General features: G+C 71.5%; 9 protein-coding genes. 2 read left to right on the forward strand and 7 right to left on the reverse strand.

Features of this window, described 5'->3' with window-relative positions:
* Positions 1–242 precede the first annotated feature (242 nt).
* Positions 243–1487 carry a pectate lyase gene (locus AB0I15_RS51185; RefSeq protein WP_358113879.1) on the forward strand — a complete coding sequence of 415 codons (1245 nt, stop codon included), beginning with the start codon at positions 243–245 and terminating at the stop codon, positions 1485–1487.
* A gap of 34 nt (positions 1488–1521) precedes the next feature.
* On the opposite strand, the gene AB0I15_RS51190 is transcribed toward AB0I15_RS51185, so the two are convergent.
* The 3 genes from AB0I15_RS51190 to AB0I15_RS51200 all read right to left on the reverse strand — a co-directional run bounded on the left by AB0I15_RS51190 (position 1522) and on the right by AB0I15_RS51200 (position 2861).
* Positions 1522–1809, reverse strand: a complete 288-nt coding sequence (locus AB0I15_RS51190) for a hypothetical protein (protein ID WP_358113881.1) — start codon at positions 1807–1809, stop codon at positions 1522–1524.
* A 168-nt stretch (positions 1810–1977) separates the two neighbouring features.
* Positions 1978–2652, reverse strand: a complete 675-nt coding sequence (locus tag AB0I15_RS51195; protein ID WP_358113883.1) for an NAD(P)-dependent oxidoreductase — start codon at positions 2650–2652, stop codon at positions 1978–1980.
* A complete protein-coding gene (locus AB0I15_RS51200; RefSeq protein WP_358113885.1) occupies positions 2649–2861 on the reverse strand; it encodes a pyridoxamine 5'-phosphate oxidase family protein in 213 nt (70 codons plus the stop codon). Before AB0I15_RS51200 ends, AB0I15_RS51195 begins: the two co-directional genes overlap by 4 nt.
* On the opposite strand from AB0I15_RS51200, the gene AB0I15_RS51205 reads away from it, so the two are divergent.
* Positions 2793–3494, forward strand: coding sequence for a glycoside hydrolase family 172 protein (locus AB0I15_RS51205; RefSeq protein WP_358113887.1), 702 nt, complete (start codon positions 2793–2795; stop codon positions 3492–3494). The two genes, AB0I15_RS51200 and AB0I15_RS51205, sit on opposite strands and share 69 nt — an antisense overlap.
* Before the next feature lie 90 nt (positions 3495–3584).
* Here the strand turns inward: AB0I15_RS51205 and AB0I15_RS51210 are convergent, their stop codons facing one another.
* The 4 genes from AB0I15_RS51210 to AB0I15_RS51225 form a co-directional block, all read right to left on the reverse strand.
* Positions 3585–3818, reverse strand: a complete 234-nt coding sequence (locus AB0I15_RS51210) for a hypothetical protein (protein WP_358113889.1) — start codon at positions 3816–3818, stop codon at positions 3585–3587.
* A gap of 244 nt (positions 3819–4062) precedes the next feature.
* Positions 4063–5037: a LacI family DNA-binding transcriptional regulator gene (locus AB0I15_RS51215; protein ID WP_358113891.1), complete on the reverse strand. Its 975-nt coding sequence runs from the start codon at positions 5035–5037 to the stop codon at positions 4063–4065.
* Between the two features lie 258 nt (positions 5038–5295).
* Positions 5296–7545, reverse strand: coding sequence for a hypothetical protein (locus tag AB0I15_RS51220; RefSeq protein WP_358113893.1), 2250 nt, complete (start codon positions 7543–7545; stop codon positions 5296–5298).
* A gap of 22 nt (positions 7546–7567) precedes the next feature.
* Entirely contained in the window at positions 7568–20848 is a 13281-nt protein-coding gene (locus AB0I15_RS51225; protein WP_358113894.1) for a hemopexin repeat-containing protein, read from the reverse strand.
* Positions 20849–20989 lie beyond the last annotated feature (141 nt).

Here is a 20989-nt window from a genome sequence, read left to right on the forward strand (position 1 = left end):
CCGGGAGTCGGGCGGCTGGTGTCCGTACGCGCCGCCTCCGTACGTGAAAGTTTCAATGGGAACCCGCAGGTCGGTGAGAGCGGCTTCGGGTGTCGATTGACGGCCGCCCGCGCTCGTGCGATCAAAGCTTGAGCAGGGACGGCCGCGCCTCGAATTCGGCTGTCCTCCCAACAAACCCGCGTCCGGGGCGCGTTTCCGACCATTGGGAAAGCGCTTACCGGAAGCACGATCGAGGGGCGATCTTGAGCAGGGAACATCTCCGATCCCGTTGGACGCGGCTGATCGCGACCGTGGCCGCGGCCGTCATGGCCGTGGCAGGCGCCGCCGTCGTGACACCGTCCGCGGCGCAGGCGGCCAGCGTCGACACCAGCGCCTGGTACGTGCTCGTCAACCGCCACAGCGGCAAGGCGCTCGACCTGTACAACCTCGCCACCACCGACGCCGCGCCGATCGTGCAGTGGAGCCGCAACGACGGAAACTGGCAGCAGTGGCAGTTCGTCAGCTCCGGCGACGGCTACTACCGGCTCAAGTCGCGCCACAGCGGCAAGGTGCTGGACATCTACGAGTGGTCCACGGCGGGCGGCGCGCAGGTCGTCCAGTGGAGCGATCTGAACGGCGCCAACCAGCAGTTCCGGCTGGCCGACTCCGACGGCGGCCACGTACGGCTGATCAACCGCAACAGCGGCAAGGCCCTGGAGGCGTGGGAGTGGTCCACCTCCGACGGTGCCCGCATCTCGCAATGGGACGACCTCAACGGCGCCAACCAGCAGTGGCAGCTCGTCAAGATGGGAAGCGGCGGCGGTGGAGGCGGTGACGGCAGCGGCGCGTGGCCGTCGGACACCGGCAGCGTGCACCAGACGACGACCCGCAACGCCGGCACGTTCTTCGACGGCGGTATGAAGCGCTACTACGGCATCGGCGACGGCGGCCAGGGCGAGAGCCAGGACCCGATGTTCGTCGTGGCCAACGGCGGCACGATCCAGAACGTCATCATCGACGCCCCGGCCGGCGACGGCATCCACTGCGAGGGCTCCTGCACGATCCGCAACGTCTGGTGGAACGACGTCGGCGAGGACGCGGCCACCTTCATGTCGTCCAGTTCGTCGGCCACGTATCTGGTGGACGGCGGCGGCGCCAAGTCGGGCTCGGACAAGGTGTTCCAGCACAACGGCGCCGGCACGGTGACCATCAAGAACTTCCAGGTCCACAGCTCGGGCAAGCTCTACCGGGCGTGCGGCAACTGCTCCAGCTCCTACCGGCGGAACGTGGTCATGGACGGCGTCACCGCCCGCAGCACCAAGGTCCTGGCCGGCATCAACACGAACTGGGGCGACACCGCCCGGTTCAGCCGGATCACGGTGTACGGCAGCGCCACCATCTGTGAGAAGTACCGGGGCGTGCCCAAGGGCAGCGAGCCGGAGAAGATCGGCTCCGGCGCCGACGGCGTGAACTGCCTCTACTCCTCGTCCGACATCACCATCCGCTGACCGAGGACCGGGCCTTGAGGGAGCGCGCCCTTCCTCAAGGCCCCTTCACGCGGCAGGTCCCCTTTACGCGGCGGGCCCAGCTCGGCCCCAGCCCGCGGATCATCGACGACGTTGTGTGGGCCAAGCTCATGGCCGCCGGACTGACCCTGAACACCGAGGACATCACGCCGTACGGCGGGCCGACTCCTACCCGATCGAGATGCTGCGCGCCCTGGTCGGAGAGTGGCTGTTCGGCGGCTGTCGCATCGATGCGATCCGTCGACTCGAACTCGACTGCATCATCCGGGATGAAGGCCAAGCCCAGCAGACCGGCGAGAGGCATCCGATCTGCCTGTTATGCCTCCCGGCCTTCATCCAGCTCACCGTTCTGCGAGATGGCTTCAGCATGAGCGACCAGGTCACCCGCCCCCCACGCGCCAGGCCGGGGACCTCAACTATCACTGAGGACAACTGTTGCTGGCAGCAAAAGGCCTTGTGCAGGAATGTCTTCTCAGCGGGGGTTCATGATCTCGGTGATCCGGAGGAACCCGTCGGTGCCGTGGCCCCGCTCGATGGCGCGGCGCGCAAAACCTTCAGCCGCACGCATCACGCCCGCGTCGATGCCGTGGGACTCGGAGGTGTGGACGATATGGGCCATGGATGACACCGCCGAGGTGATCGGGTTGCCCTCGCCGGAGAACCGCCCGCTGTCCACGTCTTCCGCAGCCTGCTCGAAGAACGACGGAAAGAGCGCACCGATGCCCTTGGCGAACGGCGCCAGCTCCCGTGCGCTGACGCCCTCGGCCCGGGCCACCGCCAGCGCGTGCGCATAACCAGTCATCGCGGTCCAGAAGATGTCGAGCAAGGCGATGTCGTACGAAGCCGCCCGGCCGATGTCTTCACCGAGGTGGGTATGGGTGCCACCCAGGACGTCCAGCACTGGCTGGTGCTCGCGGTAGAGCTTCTCAGGGCCGCTGTGGAGGAACACCCCGGCCGGTGTTCCGATGGTCGTGATCGGCGTCATGATCGCACCGTCCAGGTACCCGATACCGTGCTCAGCCGCCCAGGTCGCGGCGTCACGGGCCCGGTCCGGGGTGTCGGCGGGCAGGTTCACGACCGTGCGCCCCTTGAGCGCGTCGGTGACCACGCCACGCCGCACAATGGCGTCGACCGCGTCGTAGTTCACCACCCGAAGCCAGGAGCGGAGTCACCTGGTCGGCCGGGACCAGACGTTACGACGGGCCACCGCCCTTCCAAGCCGCTTGCTTCCGGCCTGCCGCCGAAATAGAGCCGGTCGTCCACCCAGACGCCGTCCACGGGGACGACGTGCGGGCGGCCGTCGGCGCGTACGGTGGCCGGCCGGTGGCCGTGCGCGGCCGCCGGCTTGTCGCGCACGTCCGCCCAGGCCGGCGTGGCGGTCTGCGGCCGGTGCGTTCTCGCGGCTCACGGGGGATGCACTTCCACGCCCAGTGGCGCCGCGAGCGCCCGACGGACGGGGCCGGGCAGGGTACGCAGTCCAACCGCGAATTCCAGGTCGAGGGGATCAACGACACCGGCGACGGCAACTACGTCATCCTCGGCGCCGAGGGCCGGGGCCACTATGTGGGCTGCGTGCTCAACATCCGCAACCTGCGCGAGACCAGCGACTGGAACTGGTACGGCGAGGGCGACGACATGATCTTCATCGACGGCGAGCCCTTCCCGCCCTCCCTGCACGGCACCGGCACCGAGGACTACTTCAACACCGCCTGGTGCCCGACCCAGACCTACCACGCGCCGTACCACGGCATCACCATGCCCGGCGGCGACAACTGGAGCGGCGAGATCTCCCTCTACCGCTTCCACATCGAGGACCCCATCACCTTCACCGAGTCGATCCGGGTGACGATCGAGCACGGCCACGCCAACAAGCGCTCGGACGACTTCTCGTCGGTGGCGTACTGGTACCAGACCCTGCCGCACCGCCCGTTCGGGCTGGCGCCGGTGGCGGACCGGCTGCCTTTCCCAGGGGTCGCGCGGGCCGGGTAGGGGCGCGACGCCCGCCGTTGCGGCTTTCGGCGGGCGTCGCGCCGTGGCGGTCAGCCGGGGACGGTCCCCGGTCTGATCACGTGCGGGCCGTCAGTGGGCGGTGGCCGCGCACGTGGCGGACTGGGCCGAGCCCACGGGAACCTGCACGCCGAGGACGTTCGCCGTCGGGTTGGGGACGCAGACCGGAAGCTTGGCGGTGAGGTTGTCGGCCACGCTCACGTTGCCTTCCGTGCTGCCCGGGCTGGCCGCAGCCGGCATGGCGAGCGCGGAGAGCGCCAGCGCGCCGGCGAGTGCGACGGTCGTGATTCGGGTGGAGTAGTGCATCGGGACTGCCCTTCTGGTTGCGGAGGGGGCCAATGGGTTCCCTGGGTTGGTTGCCGCCCACGACAACTACGCAACGTAACCAAGAGTTACGGTGCGCTGTCAGTCTCGCAAGGCCCACCTGTCCCGACCCCGGGACCGCACCGTTGCGATTCTGTGCGGCGAGGCGCCGTCCACGCTCCGGGGGCCGCGATCAAGCGGGCGGCGAAATCGATTTCTCACCCGTGCGGGCGGCATCGCGCGGCGGTCAGCGGATGCTGCTCTGGCGGGGGCGCAGCTCGGCGGGCAGGACGACGGTGGCCGGTTGGGCGGCCGGGGTGGAGATGCGGTCCACCAGGAGGCGCGCCGCCATGCGGCCCAGTTCGTACGTCGGCTGCGCGACCGTCGTGAGCGACGGGCGGACGAGGTCGGCCCACGGGATCTCGTCGAAGCCCACCAGCCCCATCTCCCCGGGCACCGCCACCCCCCGCTCGGCCAGGCACCGCAGCGCCCCCACCGTCATGAGGTTGTTGGCCACGAAGACCGCGTCAGGACGCTTTGGAGAGGCCAGGAGGGCGGACATGGCGTCGTGGCCGCCCTGCTCGCGGAAGTCCGTCCGCACCACCACGGGCTCGCCGGCGAACGCACTGGTGTAGCCGCGCAGTCGCAGGTCGGCGGTGCTCACACCCTCGGGCCCCGTGATGCACGCGATCCGCTCGAACCCGGCCTCGGCCAGGTGGAGGGTGGCCTTGCGGGCGCCCGCCTCGTTGTCCACCACGACCGTGTCCACCTCGCCGCGCGGCAGCTCGCGGTCGATCGCGACGACCGGGACGGGCGAGCCGAGCAGGCTCTTGGCCGCCTTGACGCTCCCCGAGGAGGCGATGATCACCCCGGCCATCTGCTCGCTCAGCGCCGCCGCGACGTAGGTCTCCTCCTTGGCCGGGTTCTCGTCGCTGTTGCACAGCACGACCGAGTAGCCGGCCTGCTGGGCGACGTCCTCGATGCCGCGGACCATGGAGGTGAAGAACGGGTTGCCGATGTCGGAGATGATCACGGCCCAGAGCGTCGTACGGCTGCGCCGCAGGTTGCGGGCCACCGCGTTGGGCCGGTAGCCCAGCTCGCGCACGGCCGTGAGCACGCGGGCCACCATGGCCGGATCGACCGTCCGCGCGCCGTTGAGCACGCGCGAGACGGTGGCCGCGGAGACGCCCGCCTCGCGGGCGACATCGTAGATGGTGGGCATCGCACCAACTTTCTACCATCGCCGGGTCCCGACCCGCCCGGGACCCGGCCGCCGGGCCGTCCGCCCTCGTTTCAGGAATCGCTTTCTCGCCAGGATCGGTATCTCATCCTTCAGAAATCCTTGAAGTATGCCCATCTGCCTGGGCAATCGCTCGATCCCGCCAAGACCGGCCGGCCTTGGCGGGGCAATCGATTCCGCAGGGGGAGGAGGCGGGACAGGGCCGCCGCTACACGGACCCCGTCCCGCGGGAGCGCCCCGCTAGTGCCGGCGGATCAGCTCCGCCCACGACATCGGCGGGTTGATGCTGATCCGGAAGGCCGCCCGCTGCAGCGCCTCGCGCAGCAGGGGGCTCATCTGCGGGAAGCGGTCCAGCATCAGGTCGATGTTGTCGAGGTCGGACTTCCTGTGGGCGTCGAGGGTGTCCGTGGCCAGCGCCTCGAAGAAGATGAGGAGGTCGCGGGGCAGGACGCCGTTCTCGAAGAGGACGGCGGAGTCCTTCAGCGTGTGGATGAGCAGCGGGGTGTGCTTGGCGGCGGCGGCCATCTCCAGCATCTTGGCCTTCGTGACGACCTTCGCCGCCGTCTCCTCGTCGTAGTCGGCGAAGAGCAGCGGGTCGAGTGCGAGCTCCTTGGCGAGGGGGTTCAGCGCGGCCTTCGCCGGGCGTGTCCTGGTGCCCTTCGCCTCTTTGTCGACCTCGGCCATCTTCGCCTGTACGTCGTGGATGCGCTTGAGGTCGGCGCCCTCGAGGATCTTCCCCTTCTCGACGAAGCGGACGGTGCCCTGCAGGCGCGGCCAGTTCTCCTCGCGCAGGATCTCGCGCAGCTCCGCCAGCGTGATCACCTCGTTGAACACGCCCCCTTCCAGGCCCTGGGCCTTGCGCTCCATGGTCGTGTTGATGAGCTGGGTCTTGAACTTCTTGTAGTTCGCGACGTCGTCGAGGTTGATCCCGTCCAGGCAGTAGTAGACCGGCTCCCCCCGCCTCTTCGCCCACCACAGCCCGGCCTTGCAGGCCAGGGCCCCCATGGCCTTGCCGGCGTCCTTGCCGGTCAGTTCGGCGACCGCCATCTTGGCCTCGGGGTCGCCGCGCGACAGGTATTCCAGGAACGACGTGGCCTGCTGCTCGAACGCCCTGATGTACGCCTTCTCCTCCAGCCCGTCGTAGTTCATCTCCGAGCCCTCGACGCGCTTTCCCTGCCGCTTGGCCTCGAACGCGTCCTTCGCGGCCTGGACACCCGTCTCCACGAGGCCCGGGATGGTGGAGGAGGGCTTCTTGAGGAGGTCGGGGTAGGTCGTGGGCGTGACGGCTCCCTGGATCACGTCCCACAGGTCCATCATCCGCAGCACGCGCTGCCCGTTCTTGGTCTCCCTGGCGGCCTCGACGTAGGGCATCCGGACGTCCTCGAAGCCCCAGAACGTGCCGGGCTCCTTCAGGAACTCCGCGAGGGCCTGGGACTTCTTCACGTCCTCGTAGCTGGTCAGGAGCTGGGGCGGCGGGGTCCTGGCCGCCAGCGCGTCCAGGACCTGCCGCGCGCCTTTGAGCCGCTCCAGGTCCGGGTCCGAATCGGGGATCTTGCCCTCCTTCAGTAACTGGACGCGTTTGAGGTATTTGCACAGGACATGTTCGAGCGGCTGCACGTTCCCGCTCCACACGCCGTCCTGCTTCTTGTCGCCGCGACCGGTGTTCTTGGGCAGGGTGTGGAACTGCGTGGTGTCGAGGCCCGCCTTGATGAGGTCGCAGATCAGGCCGTAGTTCCCGGCGTTCCAGAGCCCGTTGAACGCCTGCGCCGCCAGGCCGCGGCTCCTGTCGTTCCACTCGGTGGTGACGTCGAGCACCCCTCTGGTCCACATCCAGTCGTGCAGCGTCCTGCCCACGCCGTCCGGGGAGCGGGCGGAGTCGTTGCCGACGTCGTCGGGCTCCGGGCGCCTGCGGGCCAGCCTGCTGGTCAGCAGCGCCGGCTGCAGCGTGCGCAGGTACGGCGTGAGCACCTTCAGCGCCCCGCCGAGATCCATCTTCTGCTCGTCCGCGGCGGCGAGGTACTGGATCACCACACCCGGGTCGCTCATCGCGAGGCCGCACAGCGCCTTCTCGTCCTGGAAGAGGCTGTTCAGCAGGTGGGTCTTGGCCTCCTTCTGCTCGCCCGGCGTGAGCGCGGTCCTGTTGACGTCGTTGAGGATCGCGCCGAGCTTGACCGGGTCGGCCTCCCGGACCAGGTCCGTGATCGCCTTCCTGTCGGACAGCAGCGCGCTGCGCCGCTCGAACTCCGGGTCCACCGCGCTCTGCTCCATCAGCAGGATCTCGTCCTGGACGCTGACGGCCTTCGCGTCGTCGGCGACGCCGACGGCCCGCTTCTTCTTCGTGAGCAGTTGCTGCGTGATGTCCTTGTTCCCGACCTTGATCGTCACCGGCTTCGTCTTGTACCTGTCCGGTATCGACCCCGACGGCGGCGGTGGCGGCGCGTTGCCGCCCGGGTCGGTCCCGCCCGGGCGCGGATGATGCTTCGACATCATGATCCTCCTCGATCGGCGCGCGTCACTGGACGCCCGCCTGGTACGTCAGCACCAGGCCGAGACCCCGTAGTGCGGACTTGTCCCCGTCCAGCGTGAGGACCAGGTCCCGGCCGGCGCTGAGACCGGGGGTCGGCACGTACGTGCCGTGGCGCAGCTCGGCGTTCCGGTCCCCGTTCAGCACGAAGCGGGCCGACCCGCCGGCCGTCTCGTAGGCGGGGAACACGCCGGCGATCTGGTGGCCGGTCATGCTGGGGAACATGTCCGGCGTGAGCGTCAGCACCAGCTCCCGGGCGTCGCCGCCGAGGAACTCCGCCCACTGCTCGGGGAAGTCGGCCGCGACCTCGAAGTAACGCCCGGCCTGGTACGGCCGCAGCATGCCCCTGACCGCCCCGGCGAACGTCTCCCCGCCCTGGCGGGCCGCGTACTTGACGGTGATCAGCACGTCCCGCAGCTCCTCGGGACGCTCGGCCGAGCGCCGCCCGGTGAGGTCGAGCCGCCACGTCGAGACCGCGCCCGTCCCCTCGAACGGCAGGTACCGGTCGTCGTCGAAGCGCGGCTCGAACACGCCGTGATCCTCGCCCGTCCCCTGCGACAGCGCGATCTGCTGACTGGCGCGCCAGTCGGAGCGCAGCGTGTCGGGCGCGGGGGCGGCCGGGTCCAGCAGGTGCTTGACCGCCCTCGGGTCGGGCGTGAGCACGGTCTTGTGCCCGACCTGGGTCAGCATCGCGCTGAGCCCGGGATGCCAGGACTCGCCGGCCACGAACCCGACGCTCACCGTCCTGATCTGCCGCCGGTAGTGCCCGGGGAAGTCGTGGTCGAACAGCGCCTCGGTCAGCGTGAACTCGCACGCTCCCGTGCTCTTCAGCCGCAGCAGCGCGACCGGGTCGAGCCGGGCCAGCGACACCTTCTTGACGATCTCCAGGCCGCGGTCGTCGGCGTCGGCCCACGCCTTGGCCAGCCGGTCGAGGTCCAGGGTGAGGCTCTCGCCCGACATCAGGCCGCCCCGCCGGCTCTCCCAGTAGACGGGCTGGATGTAGGAGGGCTCGGAGTCGGGCACGCCCCGCTCGAACCGGAAGGCCCGCTCGGCCGACCTGGCCAGCTCGTAGGCCAGGTCGTAGGTCTGGAAGTACATGGCCGACAGCCGGCCGGCCATCCACCCGTACAGCTCGGCGCAGACGAACCGGCCCTTCATGAACCGGTCGAGCGCCTCCCGGTGGGCGATCTCCTGGACCAGGACGTCCAGCTCGCGCTGCGCGATCGCGAGCTGGTACTCCGCCACGACGACCTGGTGGCCGGCCTGGACGAGGTCGTTGCGGGCGGTGGCGAGCTGGAAGGCCCAGTCCTCGGCCGTGCGCTCCTGCTCGGCGCGGATGCCGAGCAGCTCCCCGAGCATGCCGAGCCCTTCGCCCATCGACTCGGAGATCTCGCCGGTCTTGTCGAGCGCGTTGCCGGCCGCGTCACCGCCGTGCTTGATGCCCGTGATGAACAGACCGGCCAGGATCTGCGGCATGCCGTGCGCCACCGCGGCGGCGATCTTGAAGCCGCTGGCCACGAAGTGCGCGCTGGACGCCATCGCCATCATGGAGATCTGCGCCTCCTGCAGCGGTGTCAGGCCCTCCTCGATCAGCCGCTCGTAGTGCGAGATGCGCTCGGTCACCGCCTCGCGGCCGGCCTCCACCTCGCTCAGGGCCTCGGCCGCGGCCCGCACCTGCGCCTCCTTGATCGCGCGGGTCATGGCCAGGATCGTGGCCTCCTGCCGGGCCTGCAGCAGGTTGAGCTCGTCGGCGTCACGCCGCTCCAGCACGCCGACGAGGTCGCCGCCGAGCCCGCGCAGCCGGTCGGCCAGCTCCTGCGCCTTCCTGAGCACGAACGAGAAGCGGTGATGGGGGACGGGCACCTGCGCGCCCGCGGCGAACGCGCCGGGCTCGATCCCCGCGGCCACCGCCCGTACGAGCGCCATCGGGTCGATCGGTGGCTCGAACAGCGGCACCGGCCGGCTGACGCCCATGATGTCGAGCGACAGCCTGATCTTGCGCAGCCGGTCCTCGACGCGGTCCCAGTAGGCGGCGAACACGTCGTTGCCCGGCACGTAGAAGTACCGGTCGGCCACGCTGCCGTGGACGGCGCCCGGCCCGACCAGCAGCTCACCGCCGGCGGTCAGCACGTCGAGTTCGGCGGACATGCCCTCAGCGGTGACCGGCTTCGCCGGCTTGCCCGCGAGCAGCTCCGCGTACGTCTCGGTGTCCGGCAGCGCCCGCGGCGCCAGGTGCTCGGGCCGCTCGCCGAGCAGGTCGTAGGCGAAGATGTAGAGCATCCGGGCCTCGTCGATGCTCTCACCCGTGTACTGGCGGAACAGCAGGTCGCCCCAGTCGAGCAGGTTGTCGACGTAGGCCATGACCACCGCGCGCCGGTAGGCGGCCGGGCGGAGCTGGGCGATCGCGTGCGGGTCGAAGGGGTCGTCGCGGTAGGCATCGATCAGCCGGCCGGGGTCGCCGAGCAGGTCGTACTGGCGGCGCAGGCCGGTGATCAGGCCGGTGCGCTCGCGCAGCCCGTTCAGCGCCGAGCGGGCCTCGTCGGTGGCCACGCCGGTCACCGTCGCGAGGGCCCGCTCGAAGCCCTGGGCGGACGGGAGGCCCTTGAGGTCGTCCAGCTCGGCGTCCGACAGGGCGCGCCGCTGGAAGGCCGGGGCGAGCGCGGCCAGCGTGGCGAGCACCGGGTCGAGCACCCGCCGCAGCGCCGTGACGTCGGCCTTGTGCCGGGTCAGCTCGTCGAGGTCATGGGCGCAGGCGTCCGCCAGGGCCGCCACGTCGATGGCCAGGAACGGCAGGAAGCGCCAGTAGGCGCCCGGCTCGGTGGGGTCGAAGACGTACTCGTACCAGGTGCGGGCGTCCTCGAAGCGCTGGGCGCCGTTGAGCGCCTGCGCGATGAGCAGCGGGGCGTGGAAGAAGATCTCCCAGTAGTAGACGCTGTTGGCGCTCTGGAAGTCCAGGTGCGAGGCGACCGGCAGATGCTCGTCGGCCACCCGCCCACGCCGCACCTTGACGGTGGTCGGGCCGGAGACGTCGTGGCTGAAGGCGGGCAGCTCGTTGAACTCCTGGGTCTCGGGGGAGAGCAGCGCGCCCAGCCCGCCCGCCAGCAGGCGCTGGTTCAGCATGTACGCGGTGCTGGTCGTCAGCCGCACGATCTCCCGCGGCAGCGTGGCCAGCTCGTACGGCGCCGCCGCCGCCCGCGGATACGCCAGGTGGTGCTCACCGGTGAAGAAGGTCAGCCCCGCCTTGGCGTCCAGCACCCCGTCGAACCCCTTGGGCAGCCCCACCCAGTTGCCCTCGACCGCAGCGAACGACAGCCGGGCCCCGGGCTCCGTGTCCGGCGGCAGCACGGCGTAGGTGCCGCCGCTGAAGACGTAGCGGCGCTCCTGCCGGGTCAGCACGGCGTTGACGGGCTGGGGGAGCGGCTTGGGGTAGCCCGTGTCGACGAAGGCCGGGACGGCGTCGCCGGTCAGCGTGTACCGGACGTACTCGTCGTCCTTCGTCAGGTACAGGTGCTTGCCGACGACCCAGGCCGCGTCGACCGTCCACCAGCGCGTGCCGAGGTCGGTGCTCAGGAAGGAGTCGCCGTCCTTGAGGTAGCTCTTCTTGCCGTTGTCGAAGAAGTACGCGGAGCCCTCGAACGAGAAGGCGGCCCCCATCTCCGACCACTTGGGAAGCTGGTCGTTGTTCTCGGAGGAGATCGCGCGGGGGTAGCCCCTGTCGATGCTGCGGTAGGCGCCCTTGGTGTAGCGGACGTACTGCTCGCCCGCGAACAGGAACGTGTGCTCGCCCCGGACCAGGGCCGCGTCCACCCGGCCGTCGGCGAACGGGTTCTTCTCGCCCTTGTCGGGCAGCGCGAAGTGGTCGCCGACCGCCGCGAGCCGGCTGACCGCCCCCGTCCGGACCAGGACGGAGCCCTTGTGCTCCCGGGAGAAGAAGTACTCGGTGCCGTCGGGGCCGGTGAACGCGCAGTCCACCCGGCCCCACTGGGGCAGCTCATCGCGGTTGACGCGCAGGTCCTTGGGATAGCCGCGCCCCACCGGGCCGAACGGGGCGCCGGTGTAGCGGAAGTACTGGCTGCCGGAGAAGACGTAGGTGTGCTCGCCGCGGCGCAGCACCGCGTCCACGACGCCGGTCGAGATCAGGTTGTTGCCCTGCTCGCCCCAGGCGCCCGCCATCGGCTTGGCGTTGCCCGGCCGCTTGTTGTCGCGGCCCAGGACCGCGTACTTGTGCTCGGCGTTGTTGAAGAAGTACTGGGTGCCGTCCGGCAGCTCGAACGCGGCGTCGATGCCGCTCCACGACGGCAGCGCGGTGTTGCTCCGCAGCGTCTGCGGCCGGGGCGGCTCCTCCGGTGCGGGGCGCAGCGGCCGGCACAGGAAGCTGCCGCCCTTGTGGTCGATGCTCAGCCAGTGCAGGTCGTCGGAGGTCGTGGGCTGGTTGAAGCGCACGACGTCCGCGCCGGCGAGCGGCTCGTCGTCGGCCAGGATCTCCGCGGCCTCGCCCTCCCGGCCGGGCATCGGGCTCACCCCGGTGACCGCGACCGCGTACAGCTCGGGGGTGAGGGCGAAGGCCGTCTCGGTGCCGTCCGGCAGCACGCACGACACGATGATCGACTCGTGCTCCACGCCGGGGGGCTGACCGGGCAGCGGCCCCGACCTGACCGACAGCGGCACGCCTGGCAGCGGCCCGGTCCGCACCGGGCTCGCGCCGAGGACCTGGGCCGGGACCCACTCCCCGGTGAGGTTCTGGAAGGAGTAGTAGATCTTGAGGACGTGCTGCTCCGCCTCGGGTGCCTCGATCTCCCGTTTGGTGCCCTCCTCGCGGACCTCGATCGTCTTGCCGGGCGCGGGCGGCACCCCCTCGCTCGCCGTCCAGAACACGAAGATCCGGTCGAAGGCGTGGAGGGGGTAGACCTTCTCCGCGTCGATCTGCACGTCCACCTTCCGCCACGGCCCCCAAGTGGTGGACAGCCGCTGACCGTCCCGGAACTCCGCGCGCCGGTGGTAGAGCCGGCGCGGCTCGGTCCTGGTACGGCCGAACAGGACGAGGCTGCGCGTGCCCTTGGGCGCGCCGGGGGCCACGTACACGTAGCCGCCGGCGATCGCCAGCCGCGAGACCTCGGTGTACTCGTCCAGGTAGCGCTTGTACGCCCGCTGCACCGCCGCCGCCGTGATCTCGCCCTGGAGCAGGTCGTTCTCCATGTCCTCGAACGCCGGCGTCTTCGTGTCGCGCAGCTCCGGCCGGACGTAGTTCTCCGGGTAGAGGAAGACCTTCCTGTTGGCCTCCCAGACCCGGTAGTTGCGCATCCACCCCCACCACGTCTTCAGCCGCGCCCTGACCAGAGCCTCCTTCTCGCCCTCCGGCACGGCGATCCGCTCCAGGTCGAGGAAGTAGCGGTGCAGGTAGAGCTGCGTGGCCGCGATGGCCTCGCGCACCGGCGAGGTCATGCCGCGGCTGCCCATGTCCACGTCGATGAGCAGCCGCTCGAACAGCTCGCGCGAGGTGCCCGGCGAGCCGCTCGCGAGCACCGCGGAGACCAGCGCGTCCCGGCGGCGCAGGTTGTCCTCGTCGAGCAGCGTGCGGGCCAGCACGGGCCAGCCCTCGGGGCCGGCGCGGCGCGCCAGCAGGCCCGTCAGGACGGTGTCGGCCTCGGCCAGCGCGGCCGCCCGCGCCCGCCCCTGGAGGTCACCCGCGTACAGCCGCCGCCACACGTCCGTGTAGAGCGCCGACGGCCCGGTGCCCGCCAGGCGGGCGGCGGCGAACACCTCGGCCGCCCGCAGCAGGAACTCGATCTCGAACCGGTCCTCGAGCTGGGGCGCGTCCGCCAGGAAGCCGCCGTTGCGCTTGAGCCACCTCAGCTCCTCGGCGTCCCACCCGAACAGGTCGGCCAGGTGGCGGTAGGGGTCCTCGACCACGGCGGGGCCCGCCGTCAGGAACGCCGCCAGGCCGCCCGGCCCCTGCGGGCCCGTCCTGGCCAGCTCGGCGAAGCGGGCGATCACGTGGACGTCGTTCAGCCGGTAGTCGGCGGCCTCCGCCCAGCGCCGCCGGAACGGCTGCGGATAGGTGCGGTCGACGGTGTCGAGGTCGCCGGAGTAGCGGACGTACTGGCCGCCCTTGGCCAGGTACGTCCGGCCGCGGAAGGTGAAGGCGCCGTCGATCGACTCCTCGAAGGCGGCCGGCAGGTCGCCCCAGTCGTCCTTGACGGTGCGCGGGTAGCCCTGCTCGGCGTGCTCCAGCTCCGACGGCCGGTAGCGGACGTACTGGCCGCGGCGGAAGACGTACAGCTCGCCGCCCGGGCCGGTGAACGCGGCGTCCACCGTCTGCGGCCCGTCCGCCCCGAACTCGTTGCGCACCCTGCCCCACGTGCCGGCGATCCGCCCTGTCTCCGGGCCGCGCAGGTAGTCGCCGTCCTTGAACAGGTACGTGCGGCCGTCGGCACCCCGGAAGGCCGCGTCGATCCCGTCGCGGAACGCCTCGGGCAGCTCCGCGAGGCCCTGCTCCGCCAGGCCCAGCTCGGCGGCCAGTGAGCCTTCGATGGTGCGCGGGTAGCCGTCGTCGGCGTAGGGCTGGTCGGCGTGGGTGTAGCGCACGTACTGGTCGCCGGAGAACAGGAACGCGCCCGACTCGGTGACCAGCGCGGCGTCCACCTTGCGCCGCTCGGCGACGGCGTTGCGGATGCGGCCGAGCACGCCCAGGTCGTAGGTGGCCGTGGCCGAGCGCGACACGACGTGGCAGGAGCGGCCGACGAACAGGTGCACGGTGCGGTCGCCGCCCACGACGGCGTCCACCGCCCGGCCGTCCCCGGCCTTGAGCCGGTCGGCCACCGCGTCGTCGAACGACTCCGGCAGGTTCGCGAACGGCTCCTCCAGGCGCAGGTTGCCCAGGATCGGGCGCGGATAGCCGGGGTCGGTGTAGCGGTAGCCCGCCCCCGCCGAGTAGCGGGCGTAGCGGTCGCGGGAGAACAGGTACGTCGCCCCCCGGTGCACGAACGCGGCGTCCACCCGCCCGGTGCCGTCGCCGGTGGCGAAGGAGCCGGGCGTCGTGCCCCACCGGTCCCTGATCGGGGTCGCCGGGGCGAAGGCGCCGTGCGCGTACCGGGTGTGGGTGTGCTCGAAGAAGAAGTACGTCGCCCCGTCGGCCCCGGTGAACGCCGCCTTGACGCGCTCGCCACGCGGCAGATCGAGCCCCGGCCAGACCCGCTCGACCGGCCGCGGATAGGACCACGTGCCCGCCGCCGGTTCGTGCTGCAGCACCCGGTCGCCGCGCAGCAGCAGCATGGTCTCGCCCTCGAACAGCACCGCCTCCGGCACCGTGAACCCCTCGGCCCGGTACGCCTCGGGCACACCCCAGAACGACGCGTCCACGGCCTGCGGATAGCCGGGATCGGGCTGGTCGTAGTCGTCGCCGGAGTACACCAGGTGCCGCATGGCGCCGTCCGGGCCGGGCGGCTCGAACAGGTACGTCCGGCCCGCGTGCGCGTACGCGAGCGCCACCGAGGTCAGGCCGCCCCAGTGCGCGGCGATCGGGCGGGGGTCGCCGTCGCTCTCGTCGTAGTCCCGGCCCGAGTAGACGAGGAACTGGTCGCCGCTGAACACGTACGTCCGGCCGTCCACGCCCACGAACGCGGCGTCGACGGTGTTGCCGTGGTAGACGTTGTTGCGCACCCGGCCCCACTCCTGCGCCAGCGGGTAGGACCGGTTCAGCCGCACGTTGAAGCACGACGGCCCCTTGAACAGGTACGTGTTGCCGTCGGAGCCGTTCAGGACGGCGTCGAGGCCGTGGCGGAACCCCTCCGGCACGCTCCTGAGCGTCCGCGGCCGTACGGGTACCGTCTCCGGGGCGAGCCCTTCGATCGCGGCGCGCCGGTGCCACCCGTCCGGGCCCTCCGTCAGCAGGGCGCCGTCCTCGACGAAGGCGCACGTGAGGCCGGGGTCGCCGTAGCGCCGGTACGGCTCCGCCGACACGACGTGCAGCTCCCGCCCCCGCGCCAGGTAGACGTTGCGCCGGTCCGCGAACGCCGCGTCGATGCCGTCGGCCAGGCTCGCGGCCAGGTCCGGGGTCAGGTTCTCGAACCCCGGCTCCTGGGCCAGCGCGGACAGCAGGCGCGGGTACCCGTCCTCGACCGTGCCGCGGCCCTCGTAGCGCACGAATTGGTTCCCCGAGAACAGGTATGTGGACGCGCCCAGGACGAGGGCCGCGTCCACCCGGCCGGTCCTGGCGATGTTGTTGGCCACGTTCCCCCAGAACGGGGAGATCTCCGCCGGGTAGCGGTCGTCGACACGGGTGTAGTCGTCGCCCGAGTACCGCACGTAGCGGTCGCCGGAGAAGACGTACGTCTTGCCGTCCTTGCCGACGAAGGCCGCGTCCACCTTCGCGAACGGGATGCTGTCCCAGTGCTCGGCCAGCGAGCGCACCTCCGACCACCAGCGCCGCCGGGCGTCGAACACCACGAAGTGCGCGCCGGAGAACAGGTGGATCCGCTCGTCCCGGCCGGTGAACACGGCGTCGATGCGCGCCAGCGCCGGATCCTGGGCCAGCGCGGCCGGCAGGTTCCACCAGTTGTCGGCCAGCGGCCTCGGGTAGCCGGGGTCGGGCGTGGTGTAGTCCCTGGTGGAGTAGCGGACGTAGAAGCCGTTCCCGCCCGCGTCGGTCACCTCGGCCTCGAACCGGTCGTCCAGGCGCGTGACCGTCAGCGTGATGCCGCGCTCGGCGGCCAGCCGCCAGGTGACCGATCCCGTGCGCTCGACGGTGGCCTCCTGCGGGAAGGAGACGCCGTGCTCGAGGAAGCGGCGGCGCAGCGCCGCCGTCAGCCGGCCGGCGCCGATCTCGTCCGCCTGCTCCAGCGGCAGGTCGAACAGCCGCCCCGGCGTCCCGAACAGGTACGTCTTGCGATCCAGGACGAACGACGCCTCCACCCGGCGCAGCCCGCCCCAGTCGCCCGCGATCGCGCGCGGGTGGCCGGAGTCGGCGGCCGAGTAGTCCGTCCCCGAGTACCGCAGGTAGCGGGCGCCGCTGAACAGGTACGTCCGCCCGTCCAGCCCCACGAGCACGGAGTCCACCGCGCCGTCCTTCAGCACGGGATCCAGCAGCCCCCACCGCTGCGCGGTCGGCACCACGGTCCGGCCGCCGGGCGTGAGCGGGATCGGCGTGCCGTCGCGCGTCACGGCCGTCGTCCTGCCGTCCTTGAACAGGTGGATCCGGCCGTCCTGATCGGCGAACGCCGCCTCCAGCCCGCCGCCGAACTCGGCGGGCACGTTCGGCAGGTGCGCCTCGATCCGCCGGGGGTGGCCGTCGCCGGCGCGCAGGCCGTCGTTCTCGACGTTGTCGGTGTGGCGGACGACCTGGTCGCCGGAGAACAGGTAGAGGGCGGGGCCGTCCACGTACGCGGCGTCCAGCCGGCCCGTCTCGGCCAGCGTGTTGCGGATCCTGCCCCACACCTCGGTGATCGGCCGCTCGGCCGCGTCCGTGGCGAAGCACCGGTCGCCGGTGAACAGGTGGATCCGCCCGCCCGACGGCCGCCGGTCGCGCACGTCCTGGAAGCAGGCGTCGACGGACTTCCGGAACGCCGGCGGCAGCGGGGTGGTGTGCCCCTCGCCGTCCCACCATTCGTCCACGCCGCGCGGGTAGCCCTCGTCCACCGCCGTGTAGTCGGGGCCGGAGTAGCGGACGTACTGGTCACCGCAGAACAGGTACGTCCTGCCGTTCTCGTCGGCGTACGCGCTGTCGATCCGCTCGGCGGTGGCGAAGTTGTTCCTGACCCGCCCCCAGACCTGCTCCTTGGGCGCCCACCGGGTGCCGCCGGGCCGCCGGACGAAGGCGTGCGAGGCGCCCGCGGCGTCCCTGCCGATGATCCACTCCGTGCCGGAGGCGTCGGTGAAGGCGGCGTCCACGCCGGTCAGCCCGGCGAACGAGGGCGACATCTCGGCCAGCGCGGTCGGCTGGTCCTCGGTGAGCGCGTACGTGGCCGCCGAGTAGATCCAGCAGCGCGGCCCCTCGAACAGGTACACGAGCCCGTCCGCCCCCTCCAGCAGGGCGTCGAAGGACTCGACCCGCGGCGGCAGGGACAGCGGCTCCGGGAACTTGCCCGCCAGGTCCTGGTCGCGGAAGGCGACGCCGATCTCCTCGGCGTCCAGCCCCAGCTTGGCGGCCAGCCGGGCGAACCCGTGCATCCGGCGGTAGGTCAGGCGCAGGCCCGGGTCGGCGGGCACGGCCGTGATGTCGTCGGGGGAGCCGGCCGCGTCCTCCGCCGCGAGCGCCGGCGCGACGACGGCCTCCAGCGCCTGCGTCAGGCTCCCCGCGACCGCGGGGACGATGGCCTCCACGCTCGCCGCCGGCGCGCCGAGCGCGTCCTGCAGCACGGTGAGCAGCGTGGCGTGCTGCGCCTGCGCCCGCACGGTGAGCGTGCCGGTGATCTCCGCGATGCCGGCGATCAGCTCGAGCGCGGCCGAGTGCAGCAGGAGGAAGACGTCCCTGGCGTAGTCCTGCAGGACGGGCAGCGTGAACAGGGCCGCGTTGCGGGGGTCGGCGAAATGGCCGAGGCGGGCGTGGGGCACGGCGAGCCCCGGGCCGAGGTGCCCGTCCCCGATGAGGACGGACACCAGCCCCGCGCCCTCCTCCTCGGTGAAGCCCAGCTCGGCGACGGCCGCCAGGTCGAGCTGGTAGGGCTGCTGCTCGCGCAGGATGGCGGCGACCCGCGCGAAGACGATCGCCTGCTCGCCGGACGTGAACGCGGTCCCGAGGTCCACCTGGCCGTCCGTGCCGGCGAACTGGGGCCTGACGTCCTCGCGCAGCCGGCCCCGCTCCGTGTACGGGCCCTCGAGGTGGTCGATCACCCGCTGCGCCATCGCCTGGTCGGCGACCTGGCGGAAGTCGCCGGGGGTGAACGTGTACAACTCGTCCCTGAACGCGCTGATCTGCGTCTTCATCGCGTCGAGCACGGCGGCCTTGTGCGCGTGGAAGGCGGGGGCCAGCGCGAGGTCGGTGGCCTGCAGCAGCGCGCTCTTGTCGGTGTAGCGGCCCTGCTCGTCGACGTGGCCGTTGAAGCGCAGGCTGTCGATCAGCTCGGCGACGGCCGCCTCGCTGAGAGGCAGGTCCGCGAAGAGGTCGGGGGCGAGCGTCAACCGGCCGGTGTGGAACCGCTCGGCGCGCTCGCGCAGCACCGCCAGCACGGGGGCGGCCACGTACGCGAGGTCGGCGTTGACCTCGAACGCCTGGTCGGTGAGCAGATCGGGGCGCAGGACCACGCCGGTGGCGTCGATGTAGCCGTGGAAGACGAAGTTGTCGTACAGCTCGGCCCGCTCGTCCTCGCTCAGCGCCTCCAAGGCGGCCAGGTCGGAGGGGAAGAGCGAGGCGGGCTCCTCGCCGGTGCCGGTCACGCCGCCGATCAGGTCGAGCAGCGTCTCGCGGTGGGCGCCGTAGTCGCGCCAGAGCCTGAGGTCCCGCGGGGACGGCGGCAGCGAGGCCGGGTCGAGCGTGCCCTCCGCGCCGAGGTGGCCGCCCAGCACGAGTCCGGTGTAGATCTTGCCGCTGAGCCGGTCTTCGAGGCCCAGACCCAGGAAGTCGCCTCGGGAGAGCACGGCCAGGTCGGTGAGCGCGGCGTACGCGGCGGCCTCGTACCCGCCGGGGCCGTGGCGCAGCAGCCGGTGATCGCGGGGCGAGACGACGCCGCGCGTGGTCAGCACCTCGTGCAGGACCCGGGAGGCCCGGTCGCTGAACCGGTCGGAGACGAACATGCCGGGGTCGGCCGCCACCTGGGCGAACTCGCCGCACACCGTCCGCACGAACGTGACGTCCGGCCGCTCCGGTAGGGGGCCGCCGAGCATCTCCAGCAGCTCCGCGCCGCTCGTCCCGGCGGCCTGCGTCCACCGCACGACCGCGAGCAGCGTCTGCGCCAGCCACAGATCGCCCGTCTCGAGCAGCCGGTAGCAGTCGGCGCTCCGGTCGCCGTCCTGCTCGCCGTCCTGATCGCCTTGATCGCCTTGGGCGTCGAGCAGGATGCGGAAGGTCGTGTGCCGGCGCAGCGCGGAGTCGCTCTCCACGGCCTCCAGCACGTCGAACAGCTCGCCCGCCGACACGCCGAGCGCCCGGGCGAGCCGGGCGACGCGGTGCAGCAGGGAGAGGGCGGGCAGCCCGAACTCGGGCCGGTCGAAGGGGCCGGGCTCCAGGGCCGTGGAGCGGCGGCGGCGGAACCGGCCGACGGTCTCGGCGAGGTCGCCCTCCGGCATCGCCAGGCAGCGCGCCACCCGGGCGCGGAACTCGGCGTTGTGCGGCGCGAGCAGGTCGCCGGCGCAGCCGAGCACCGCACGCCCGCCCGTGCCCGTGCCGGGCGAGGGCAGGATGACCGGGCCCGCCTCGACGCCCGGGGGCGGGGCGGGGTTGAAGGTCCGGCCGAACAGGTCCCGTCCCGCGCCGAACCCGAGGGTGTCCATCGGGGCGGCCAGCGCGCACGCCACGTCGATCGGCAGGTCGCACTGGCGCGCCAGGTGGACGACGACGGCCAGGACGCGCAGCGCCGCGAGGTCGAGGCGGTTGCCGCAGCAGGTGCGCAGGACCACGTCGAGGTCGGTGAAGGACAGGCCGGTCCGGCGCGCCAGCCGTACGAACAGGCTCACCCGCCCGAACCACGCGAAGGGGATCGGCACCGGCCGGCCGCCCCACAGCAGCCGCTCCTCGTCCTCGTCCACGGTCACGCAGAGGCCGCCCTGGTGGATGAAGAACGCGGACGCGGGCGCCCGTCCCGGCGCGGCGGCGTCGCTCTTCGAGGTCACGCCGAAGCCCTGGAAGAGCAGCTCCCCGAGCTCCTCCCCGCTCAGCCGGGTGGCCCGGCGGAACCGCTCGACCTCGTGCAGCGCGTCGAACGAGGTGAGCCCGTCGCCGTACCACGCCAGCACGTCGGCCTCACGGGAGTAGGGCGCGGTGAACATCTCGACGTCCTCCGCGGACAGGCCGAGGAATTCCCGCGCGACGAGATCCGCGCCGGCGCGGGCGGCGAACAGCCGGTGGAAATCTTCAGGGCTGATCCCGAGGTGGCGAAAACAACCGGACAGCCGCCGCTGCTGAAGGGAGAAAGGCATGTCGAACGGAAATCCCCGGGTACGCAGCCGCTCGTAGGGATCGTTCCCGACGAGTTTCTCCAGCACCTTGGTGACGATGTTCAGGTACGGCTCCTCCGTGAAGGTGTGGTCGTGGTCCAGGGGGATCTCCTGGAGGTCGGAGCGCCGTTCGAGGAGCGTGGTGCCGGCGAAGTTCTCCCGCAGAAGCGTCAGGAGGTCCACGAGATACGCCGCGGGCGAATAAACGGTCCGCGCGTCGTCGCCTTTGTGGAAGTCGAGCTCGCCGAATAGCTGTTCGTAGCTGGGCATGGAGCCGTTTTCGCGCACGGTGGTCCCCCCTCGTGATCCCCCGAAGTAAAAGAC

Origin of the sequence: Nonomuraea sp. NPDC050643, assembly GCF_040654715.1 — a bacterium.
Lineage (GTDB): Bacteria > Actinomycetota > Actinomycetes > Streptosporangiales > Streptosporangiaceae > Nonomuraea.

Excerpts from the sequence above, each read along its gene's own strand:
- AB0I15_RS51190 (WP_358113881.1), bottom strand. The coding sequence starts at position 1,809 with ATGCCTCTCGCCGGTCTGCTGGGCTTGGCCTTCATCCCGGATGATGCA.
- AB0I15_RS51210 (WP_358113889.1), bottom strand. The coding sequence starts at position 3,818 with ATGCACTACTCCACCCGAATCACGACCGTCGCACTCGCCGGCGCGCTG.
- AB0I15_RS51215 (WP_358113891.1), bottom strand. The coding sequence starts at position 5,037 with ATGCCCACCATCTACGATGTCGCCCGCGAGGCGGGCGTCTCCGCGGCC.
- AB0I15_RS51220 (WP_358113893.1), bottom strand. The coding sequence starts at position 7,545 with ATGATGTCGAAGCATCATCCGCGCCCGGGCGGGACCGACCCGGGCGGC.